Source organism: Acidimicrobiales bacterium, assembly GCA_035533095.1.
Classification (GTDB): domain Bacteria; phylum Actinomycetota; class Acidimicrobiia; order Acidimicrobiales; family Palsa-688; genus DATLUM01.
The window spans coordinates 1-9,343 of the sequence record DATLUM010000134.1 but is presented as its reverse complement, the minus strand read 5'-3'; the positions used below and the strand labels follow the sequence as shown (position 1 = coordinate 9,343).

The following is a 9,343-nucleotide window of genomic DNA, read 5'->3' as shown; positions in this document are numbered from 1 at the left end:
GGGGTCGGCGTCGGCGTCGGGGCTGGGGTCGGGGTGGGCGTCGGGGTGGGCGTCGGGGTGGGCGTCGGCGTCGGCGTCGGCGTCGGCGTCGGGGTGGGCGTGGGCGTCGGCGTCGGCGTGGGCGTCGGCGTCGGCGTCGGCGTCGGCGTGGGCGTCGGCGTCGGCGTCGGGGTGGGCGTGGGCGTTGGAGCGATCACGAACGGCGAGAGCAGGGTCACCGGAAGACCATTCGACGTGCTGGTTGCGTCGAACTTCTGGTAGGTATCGACAGTCCAAGCGCCAAAGGGACTCGTCGTGGCGACGACGATGATCGCGAAGTTCGCGGACGCACCGTTCGTCAGGCGCTGAGGGTCGGAGGTGACGTTGAACTGGGCGATGGCGGGCGGACCGACCTGAACAGGCTGCGCGATCCACGGGGCAGGTCCGCTCGAACCAACGACGCTGAATCCCGACGGAATCGTGACCACGACGCAGCCGATCTGCGTTCCTCCGATCGCCGTCACCGTCAAGGTGATCGTCGTGGTCTGACCCTCCGTCAACATGAGCGGACTTGCCGTGACGGTCCACGCGGTCGTTGCCGCACGCACGTTCTCCGGGGCGAGTGTCGCCGAGCCGAAGGCTAGGGCGACGCCTACACCGAACAGCAGGAGGCATCTGTCGGTGGTCCGAGCCAACGTTGGCCTGCCAGCCATCATGCGACCTGGTCGGCGGACGTCCAGATCTTTGCGCGCCAGGTGGTCGCGTCCGGCAGGGGCGGCTGCTCCGCACTCTGGAGCCCGTCCACGAAGACTCGCACGAGGCGATCTTCGAGTTGCGATCCGGCGGCATCCTCGAGCCGACGGATGGCCTCCTGCACCGACAACGCCTTGCGGTATGGCCGAGTCGTGGTCATCGCTGAAAAGGCGTCGGCGACCGCGAGGATCCGGCCGATGAGCGGAATGTCCTGCCCTGCCAAGGCCTCGAGGTAGCCGCGCCCGTCCCATCGTTCATGGTGATAGCGGACGCCAGCCCGAACCAGGTCGTTCGTTGGCAGATCCCGCACGATCATGTCGCCGAGCGCGACATGCTGCTGGAAGGCTGCGTATTCCTCGGCGGTGAGCTTGGCGGGTTTGCGCAGGATCGAGTCGGGAATGCCGATCTTCCCGACATCGTGGAGCAGCCCCGAGATGTGGATCGCCCGACGCAATTCAGGCTCGATGTCGAGCCGGTCGGCGATGAAGTCAGCGTAGCGCGCGACGTCCTCCGAATGGCGCTTCGTGTAGCGGTCCTTGGTATCGACCGCGATGACGAGACCCTGCAGGATGTCGAACGTCTTGGTGAAGGCGGGCTTCGCGCCCAGCGCGTGCGCAACTCGGATCGCGTCGCCGCCGCTCGCCTTCGCGTCGGCGACCGTCATCGCGCCGACCGAGAGGAGCGACGTCACCGAATCTGCGTCAAGCGGATATGTGCAGACGCCGCCGCTGACTGTCAGCGGAAGCCGGTCGGTGCCGTCGAACTGCAGGTCGACATCAGCGAGCTGTGCACGGAGCCGCTCGAGGGCCGGCTCGAGGCCGGCGATCACGCTCTGGATAGCGATCACGAGGAACTCGTCGGGCCCATAGCGGCCGACGGTGGAACCCTCCGGCGCGCACCTGGTGAGATGCCTCGACACCTCGAGGAGGGCCCGATCGCCGGCATCATGGCCGTGAGTGTCGTTGAGCAGCCGGAAGCTATCGATGTCGATGAGGGCGATCTCGACGCTGCTCCCCGACTGCCGTGCGTTCTCCACCTGTCGAGCGAGTTCGGTCACGAGCGCGCCGTGATTGAGCATGTCGGTCAACGCATCGCGTCGGGTCGCGTCGAGGAGCGCACGCGTCTGGCGCGTCAGACGTCCCTGAGCCGAGCGGAAGATGAGGTAGAGGATGAAGGCGACGATGAGCGCCGCGGAGAGCGTGACGATGACGATCTCCTGGCGTGTGTTCTCGATGCCCTGGAGAATCGGGGCAGCGTCCCGATCGACGACGAAGACGGCTCGGACCTGACCCCCGGAGATGATCGGCAAGGCCTCGGAAAGGAGCTGAGCGGTACCGAAGGTGGAGCTGGACGCCGGCAGGATGCTCGCCGCGGCGGAACCCGCGGCTGCTTTCGCGAAATCCGTGGTCGAGACCACCGGCAGGGGACGTCCGTCGCTCGCGAAGAGGAGCCGACCATCCGGCGTCCGCACCTCGGCCCGAAGCATGCCGCCCTGGACCACCACCGCGGCGAGCTTCGCCTCGACGGTGGCGAGCCTCGCCGGGGTGACGCCGGTCGCGGTGAGGTCGTCGGGCGTGAGCGTGCCATTCACGAGCACCCGGACGAGGGCGGTGTCGTCGCCCACGACCGAGTCAAGCGCGGCGGTGGAGAGATGCGACGAGACGAGAACGGTCTGCGCGGTCGCGGTGATGCCGATGATTGCGAGGAAGACGCCGAATACCAATGCGAGCAGCGCCGGACCTCGGCGGCGGCCGGGGTGCACGCTGGAAGCAGTGCCTGAGGGACTCATCAGCCGAGATGCTAGGCAGGGGGTGCATCTTGGCGACATAGCCGAAAGGTCCGGCCTCGTACTGCCTACGGCGACTCGAAGGACGGGATGGCCCGACCAGGCATCAACCGCTGCGGCGCAGCTCTCCGAGCCGCTGATCCGAGATGCCGAAGTGATGGCCGATCTCGTGGTGGAGCGTTTCGATGACGGCTGCCCGCAGGTCGTCCGGATTCGGGTGGGAGCGGGCAAGCGGTCCGCGGAACACGGCCGGCCGATCGGTCGCCCGCCATAGCGGCAAGCTGACCGTCCCTCGGTACGGTACGGGTGCGGCCATCGTCGCCAGTCAGTGCTTGATCAAGCTCCCGAGCTCCGCCGCTTGCTCACGAATGGCTTCGTTGGCGAGCCGCCCACGATGACCAGATATATCGTGGGTGTCCGCCCTCGTCGGCCGTTACGTCCACTGGCACCGCGGCGGACGAGTGGCGGGCCCACGGTCCGGGACGACCGGCAGGACCGTCAGCCGACCAGCACGCAGATCGCCACGCCAGAAGCGTGAGCGAGGGACCTTCACGTGGACACCCCGGTTGTAGCAACGCCAACAGCTGCGCCTGCTCAACGAATGTGTGAGGCTGCCGACCCTCCCCGAATGTGACCGGATCGCTTAACCCGACGGTTGCGAGGTTCAGAGATCAATTCAGGTTCTCCGAGCTCGCCGCCGGAGCCGGCAGATGCGCCCCTAGAGTTTCCCATTGCGCGCTGGGCGTGGCTCGGAGCGCTGGGTGACCAAGATCCACCGAATTGGTGACGGCGCGTCGGCGCTAAGGCGGGACTGAAGGTGCGGTGCACGAGCGTGCGAACAGCGGATAACTCACACCGTTTCGTTGGGGATCCCACGAGGAAAGTTCACCGCCGAGTGGTCAATGCTTGGGAAGCAGACACTCTGCCAGCTGAGTTACTCCCGCTCGGGAGGCCGCCATCGTAGCAAACGGCCCGACGAGCGCCAACCAACTCGGGAATGCTGCTCCGTCAGGCGATGCCGCTCTCGGGCTCCCAATATCGGGGCTGGGTTGCGATCCCCGTGACGGCACGAGGAACAACTCGGTGCCTGCCGGTTCGGCCTGATGCTCGACGGCATAGATTTCGGGGCGACCACGCTCGGCCGGGCACCCATTCTGCAGATTCGGTCGGCGGCCGCGCTCGCTCGGGCCATCCGGCAAGCGAAGGCGTGTCATGATGCGGCGCCTCAGGGTACTCGCCACCGATGGGCCGATGTGACCACAGCTTGCCGCCGGGGCTTCAGGATCTGGAGGCATCACGATGCGCGGGATCGTGACTGGCGGCATCGCTCGACGAGATCGGGCCCGTGGTTCCCGACACCGCTGGTCGAGGGCGTGTCGACGGCCCGACGATCGGCCGACGGCTCTCCTGTCGTCGCGCGCTGCGCGCGGGTCAGGCGCCGGTTCGGCGGCCGGTCACAACCAGCGGACCTGCGTCCCCGATGACGAGCCCGGGCCTGTCGTGGCATCGCCCGCATACCGGGCGACGAACGACCAGTACGCGGATCCGGCCCGGTACGAGTAGTAGGCCACGCCCTGGGCGTTCGACTTCACGCTCGTGTGCGGCGAGAGCTTCGTCCACATCCCGTTGATCTTCCGGGCGACCCAGATGCTGAGGGTCTTGCCCCCGAGAGCCGGCCGCGTCTGGAACCGGATGGTCACCCAGGTGCCGGCCTTGACCACCTTGGTCGGCGCCGTGAATCCGGCCTGGGTCATACCGACGGCACTGTCGCTGTGGATGGCGACATCAGTCTTCGCCGCGACGTTCAGTCCCGCGTATAGAACGCTCGTATCCGGTCGCGGACCTCCGATGTCCCAGATGACAGACTGATCCACCGAAAACGTCACCTTGCCGGCGCCGGGCGTGGCGCCGTCGAGAGTGGCGTCTGGCACTGTGACGCTCATCGTCGGTCCGGCACAAGTATCCAGGCTGTTCGCCGAGGTGCTGTGGCACCCAGTCGGACCAGAATCACCCAAGGTCAGCATGACCGATGGCTTGTAGACGTAGGCATGACCCAGATCGGGGAGGCTGATCGTGGCCGTCACCGTGTACGTCTTTCCAAGGATTGGGTCGCCCATAGTCCAGTTGGCACCCGAGGGCTGCAGATTCGAGACGAAGCTCTCGCTCTGGTCGAGGTTCGAGGGCCCCGCCACCGCCACGATCGCTGCCCCCGCCAACCCAGCAAGGTCAAGGACCCCTATAAATCCGCATCCCTCCTGGCCTGGGATGTTGGTTTGGCAGGCCGACGCATCGGTCCGCGTAAACGTGACTCGCACTAACTGGCGTCCTCCGCCGGCTGGGATTACCTCCGGGCTCATCGAGCGCGTTGAGTCAAACCCAGGGGTGAAGGCAACTGGAATCGTCGAGTTCACATCGAGACCCAGGACCACCGGGCCGAGCGCGGCAGTCGACGCCGAGAGCGGGCCCTCCAAGCTCGACGCCGGGTAACCAGTCTGGACGTTGATCACGGCATGGGTTGCCGCCACCGTGTCGTACTGATCGTTGTGGATCGCCAAACCCCAGCTGCGCAACCCCTGAAGGACCTCGGATCCCTGCGTGACGTCGACGCCTGCGGGACGGACGGCGGTCGCGTTATCACCGAACGAAAGTCCCAGGCATGGGCCTGGGCAGGTACCGGCTAGTGCCACCGGCGCCGACACGAACCCGGCCGAGGCCGCCACGACGGCCGTTGCTAGTACGGCTCCGAATCTTCTGGCGACTCGCACCGATCTTCTCATGTCTCCCCCACTCGACATTCCTGAGGCCCGACCGTGGCCATATCACGTCCCTGACTGTTGACGGAGAAGCGTAGCATCCCGCCGGTGCGGGCGTGGATGCAGGGGAAAGACGAGCACGACGCGGACATGGTGCGGGCGACGCGAACGAACGTAGAGTAGGAGGCTGTCCCGTCCGGCGCGAAAAGCCGAGCCCAGAGCCCGACGTAGATCGTCCCGTCGGCCGTCGGGGCCGAGGCCCCACCAGGCGGTTCGACCCGGTCGCTTAGCCAGAGCGGATGGCACGCCTCACGACCCCGACGGTGAGGCCGACCGCCATTGGCGGAACCGTTGCACTGGTTGACTGTGACACCGGCCGCCGCGGCCATCGTTCCCGTCGCCGTGCAGGTCATCCCGACGAGGGTGCCGCCATTGGCCGAGCCGTTGCACTGGGTGATGGCCGCACCGGAGGTGGTAGCGGGGAAGGGGTTGCACCCGGTGGTGATCCCGCCGCCGGACCCGACGCATTGGTTGACGGTCGCACCGGTCGCGCCGGGACTGACGCCACCGAAGTCATTCGTGATCTGGACGCTGCAGCGGAGCGTGCCGCCGCCGCCATTGATCGAGTTGTTGCACTGGTTGACAACGGTGACCGGTCCGGTGAGGGAATCCGTGGTCGTTGTGCAGGCAGCTGACGGAGCACCCGCGGCGCCATGGCACTCCTGGACCGTGACCACCGCGGTGCCGCCGCTGGCGGTGATCGTGTTGACGACGATGACGTTGCAGATCAGGCCAAGGCCGCCGGTGTTGTCGACGCCGTTGCTGCAGGTCGTCGCGGCAGCGAGCGTCGCTGCAGCCGTACTCGTCGTGAGCGGCAGCGAGCCGAGCAGGAGGAGCCCGCCGGCGAAGAGGAGTCCGAGGAGGCGGCGCATGACGATCACCCCTGGCCTGGAACGAGCGCGATCCGCACGTTCCACGGAGGGCACCATCGGCGGCGACGTCGGACAAGGACTCACTGGGGCACTCTTCTGCCGCGCCGATCCCCGCCCGGACGGGCTGGCGCGGGTGCGCGAGGGCCGACCTAGCAGGTGCTGCGCGGGACGTCCGCCGAGAAGGCAGCCCTCCGTCCGCCGGCCATGCCCCTGCCCGCTGGTCGGTACCGTCATTGGTCTCGATCAGCTCCACGTCGGCCACGCTCGATCGAGGTGCCCGTGACCCCAAACCGAGGCGGCGGGGCGTTGACGAGAGATTCCACATTTCCAGCTGAGGCTCGCACGCGGAACCTGCTGGATCGCGCCGACGGGGGCCTCTGCCGGGGCCCAAGAAGGCCACCGCCGGTCTGAGCCGCGCTAGCGTGGCCCTCCCGCCGCCGGACGCTCCACTGGCCGAAGGCGCGAAATCACCAGCCCGACGAGGGCGCCGACGATCCCGACCGCGATGAGCAGACCGCGAACCTCCGCCGAGTACGTCAGCCCCAGGGCCGCATCGAGCGACGCCGACCCGGATCCGGTGCCGGCGAGGGCCACGACTCCCGCCGCAAGGCTGAGCGCGAACTCGACGCCGCCGTTGCGGTTCCAGAAACCCTTTGGCAGATGGACGAGACCGACGATCACGACCGACTGGGCGATGAGCGCTGCGGTCGCGAACGGGGTGAGGAGACCCACTGCGAGGAGGACCCCGCCCCCGAGTTCGGCCGCCGTCGAGACGAGTGTCCAGAAGCCTGGCGGTCGAAGCCCCATCCGCTCGATCCCAGCCCGCCAGCCGGCATACCCGGGACCCGACCACCAGCCAAATGCCTTCTGCGCGCCGTGGGCGGCGAAGGTGAGGCCGATCACGAGCCGCAGGACGAGGAGACCGAGATCGCCGGGCGTCATTTCCGTGACTCCAGTCGAGACACGTCCACGACCGAACGACAGGCTGATCCGCCGTGAACCTGCCCTACTCTACGCTTCCGTTGCGAGCGCAACCAAGTTACGGGCGGGGGCTTGGCTTGGGCCGCCACCGGCGAGCAGCGAGTCGGGCGGTGCGTCGACCGACGTGGTTCAACCGGAGAGGACCCATCGAGCCCTCGACGTCGTCCCTCGGGTTGGCGCGCGCGGCTGCGCGACGCTGGTGACCGATCCGGCCGCTCCGCGCCCCTGACTCGTTCGTCACCTCCGCGATAAGGCGCCGCCACCTCTTCTCGAAGGCGACCCTCGAGCGACACCCTCGCCGCGGCGAAGTGCACGGCCTCGTTGCGACCCTGCAGAACCCGGGTGGAGACTCTTGCTGGAGGGCCAGGATATCGATGGCCCCCGCTCGCGCGTCGACTGCGATCCCTGAGAGCGGAGCCACGGTTCGAGCGGTGGGTCTATTGCCGGAGTTGAGTGGCCCGATCTGGTGGTGGGCGGACGCCATCGAGCGGGAGACAGTCAGGCCCCGCATCCACGACGGAGGATCCATGCCCACGATCGCGCCGGGGCCGTATCTCGATCGCAGCCGTCTGGCGCGTGCGATCGTCAGGCAGGCTGAGGCACCGGCCGGCAGCAACTCCACCGTTTCGGACGAGGACGCGTGACGGATCGGCTCCGCCGAGCCTTCGACGGTGCCGCCATGCGGCAAACGAGCCTTCGCTGCACCAGGGCGCTGGTGGTCGCCGCGCTCCTCTCGTCGCTGCTCGCTTGTGGGAGCGGTGCCGGGGGTTCATCCAGCCCCGGCGCGGGAGGCTCGCCAACGCCGGGGACCTCTTCGACCGAGTCGACCGGGCCGGCGGCGTCCACGGCAGCAGTCGACGGTTCGGCGAGCGCCGTGACGTGCTCCGCCCCCGGCATGACCGGTCCAAACCCGATGCCCGCGGATCTCACCCACCCATCGGGAACGTGGTTCGGGATGGGCATCGACTGGGCCGGCGATAGCGTCGCGGCGGTGTCGTCCCGGCTCGGCCCCTCGCATACGCCGGCCGCCTGGGTTGATTTCGTCGAGTTCCCCTTCACGGCCGCCGACCACGCCAACCTCGACGCGTTCTATGGCCAGGTGCGCTCGGTGGGCGGCATCGCGGTGCTCACGCTGATGCCGAACGGCGGCCTCAGCACCGTCACTCCCTCGGCCGCGGACGACCTGGCGCGGCTGCTCGCGGGGTACCGGGGGTGCGGCGTGCCCACGCTCGTCCGCTTCGCCCACGAGATGAACGGCACCTGGTATGCGTGGGGCCAGGACCCCGTCGCCTACGTGGCAGCCTTCCGCGTGGTCGCGTCGGCCGTCCACCGGCTGGCGCCCGGAAGCGCCATGCTGTGGGCGCCCAACAGTGCCGACGGATACCCGTTCTCGGGCGGCCAGTACGACGCCAAACCGGGCACGGCTGCCTTCGCCGCGCTCGACACCAACCACGACGGCCGCCTGACCGCCGCGGACGACCCGTATGCGCCGTATTGGCCCGGTGACGATGCAGTCGACTGGGTCGGCATGTCGCTCTACCACTGGGGCAACAGCTATCCGTGGGGCGCGAACGACGTGCCGCCCCCGACGCAGTTCGCCGAGTTGCTGACGGGCAGTGGCGGGGCGGCGGGCGAGCCCGCCTCCGATTTCTACGCTGTCTACGCGGAAGGTCACCACAAGCCGATGGCGATCGTGGAGACCGCGGCGTTGTGGCGGCCGGCTGGCGGGGGAGCGTCGGAGCTGGCGGTCAAGCAGGCTTGGTGGCGCCAGGTGTTCTCGGTCGGCACCGCGACCTCGTACCCGCTGATCCACCTGATCGGCTGGTTCGAGTGGCGCAAGCTCGAGACCGAGGTCAACGACGTCGTCGACTGGCGCTTGACGGCCCGGCCCGACCTCGTCCGACAGTTCCTGGCCGACCTGCCCGCGGGGTGGCTCCGGTTCGCTCCAGCCTCCGGACGCTGACCGCCACGGCCGGTCAAGGGGTCGCGTGCGAGCCGGCCGGGTCAAGTCCCAGCTTGTGAGCTCCTATCTCGTCAAGCCCCGATTTTCGGCCGCTCGAATGTCAAGCAACATGGTCCTGTAGACGACGTCGGCGAGGTGGCGCTTGAGACAGCGGAGTGCTTCTCGCCAGGTCTTGCCCTCGGCCTGGCGACGAGCC

At 68.2% G+C, this 9,343-nt stretch carries 8 protein-coding genes; 2 read left to right on the top strand and 6 right to left on the bottom strand.

The window, feature by feature from the left end; translation table 11 throughout:
- From VNF71_15450 to VNF71_15425, 6 genes are all read right to left on the bottom strand, one after another.
- A partial coding sequence (locus VNF71_15450; protein ID HVA75950.1) for a hypothetical protein occupies nt 1-276 on the bottom strand: 276 nt, incomplete at its 3' end.
- Between the two features lie 415 nt (nt 277-691).
- On the bottom strand, nt 692-2,521 hold the full coding sequence (locus VNF71_15445; GenBank protein HVA75949.1) for an HD domain-containing phosphohydrolase: 1,830 nt from the start codon (nt 2,519-2,521) through the stop codon (nt 692-694).
- Nucleotides 2,522-2,624: 103 nt separating this feature from the next.
- Complete coding sequence (locus VNF71_15440) at nt 2,625-2,834, bottom strand: metallopeptidase family protein (protein HVA75948.1); 210 nt, start codon at nt 2,832-2,834, stop codon at nt 2,625-2,627.
- A 1,138-nt stretch (nt 2,835-3,972) separates the two neighbouring features.
- Nucleotides 3,973-5,238, bottom strand: a complete 1,266-nt coding sequence (locus VNF71_15435; protein ID HVA75947.1) for a hypothetical protein — start codon at nt 5,236-5,238, stop codon at nt 3,973-3,975.
- 53 nt (nt 5,239-5,291) lie between these two features.
- Nucleotides 5,292-6,203, bottom strand: a complete 912-nt coding sequence (locus VNF71_15430; protein HVA75946.1) for a hypothetical protein — start codon at nt 6,201-6,203, stop codon at nt 5,292-5,294.
- A 417-nt stretch (nt 6,204-6,620) separates the two neighbouring features.
- Nucleotides 6,621-7,145 (bottom strand): DoxX family protein, encoded by a 525-nt coding sequence (locus VNF71_15425; protein ID HVA75945.1) that lies wholly within the window; start codon nt 7,143-7,145, stop codon nt 6,621-6,623.
- Between the two features lie 413 nt (nt 7,146-7,558).
- Here VNF71_15425 and VNF71_15420 point away from each other — a divergent pair, with 413 nt between their 5' ends.
- The gene (locus VNF71_15420) at nt 7,559-7,828 is read left to right on the top strand and encodes a hypothetical protein (protein ID HVA75944.1); all 270 of its coding nucleotides are present in this window, start codon (nt 7,559-7,561) and stop codon (nt 7,826-7,828) included.
- The gene (locus tag VNF71_15415) at nt 7,825-9,147 is read left to right on the top strand and encodes a hypothetical protein (protein HVA75943.1); all 1,323 of its coding nucleotides are present in this window, start codon (nt 7,825-7,827) and stop codon (nt 9,145-9,147) included. Before VNF71_15420 ends, VNF71_15415 begins: the two co-directional genes overlap by 4 nt.
- The last annotated feature ends 196 nt before the right edge of the window (nt 9,148-9,343 follow it).

Coding starts and splice junctions, on each gene's coding strand:
- VNF71_15445 (HVA75949.1), bottom strand. CDS start 2,521: ATGAGTCCCTCAGGCACTGCTTCCAGCGTGCACCCCGGCCGCCGCCGA.
- VNF71_15440 (HVA75948.1), bottom strand. CDS start 2,834: ATGGCCGCACCCGTACCGTACCGAGGGACGGTCAGCTTGCCGCTATGG.
- VNF71_15430 (HVA75946.1), bottom strand. CDS start 6,203: ATGCGCCGCCTCCTCGGACTCCTCTTCGCCGGCGGGCTCCTCCTGCTC.
- VNF71_15425 (HVA75945.1), bottom strand. CDS start 7,145: ATGACGCCCGGCGATCTCGGTCTCCTCGTCCTGCGGCTCGTGATCGGC.
- VNF71_15420 (HVA75944.1), top strand. CDS start 7,559: ATGGCCCCCGCTCGCGCGTCGACTGCGATCCCTGAGAGCGGAGCCACG.